The organism is Kocuria sabuli (assembly GCF_040981185.1).
Lineage (GTDB): Bacteria > Actinomycetota > Actinomycetes > Actinomycetales > Micrococcaceae > Kocuria > Kocuria sabuli.
Map to the genome: position 1 here is coordinate 1 of NZ_JAVHZE010000126.1, position 504 is coordinate 504.

General features: G+C 57.1%; 1 pseudogene. It reads left to right on the forward strand.

Annotation, left to right across the window (positions count from 1 at the left end):
• Positions 1 to 337: pseudogene (locus RE027_RS18245) on the forward strand (polysaccharide biosynthesis tyrosine autokinase); the annotation flags it as partial.
• Positions 338 to 504: the final 167 nt, after the last annotated feature.

A 504-nucleotide genomic window follows, 5' to 3' on the forward strand; every position in this document is an offset into this window, starting at 1 on the left:
CGGGCAGATCCCCCCTAATCCGGCGGAGCTTCTGATGCATACGCGTTTCCAGCAGCTTCTGGACTGGGCGAATGAACGCTACGATCTGGTGATTATCGATACGCCACCGATCCTGGCGGTCACCGACGCGGCTGTTGTCGGCCGTCGCGCAGGCACCACGCTGCTGGTCGCCCGCTTCGGGATGAACAGCGTGAAGGAGATGCTGGTCTGTGTACAGCGTCTGGAGCAGAGTGGCGTCAATACCAAAGGGGTGATTCTCAACGGCGTCGTTAAGCGGGCAAGCAACGCTTACGGCTACGGCTATCATCACTACGGTTACAACTACTCGAGTAACTGATTATCCGGCGCCTGCCCGTTCTGACATTAATGCGCATTGTGTTTGTAATGAAAAACGGGCAGGCCCAGCTTAAGGCGCAATGCCAGCATACGCGCGGTGAAGCCAAACAGCAGGGGGGAGATAACCACCACATCGTGGCTGGTGACATAGTGCTGCAAGGCGACATA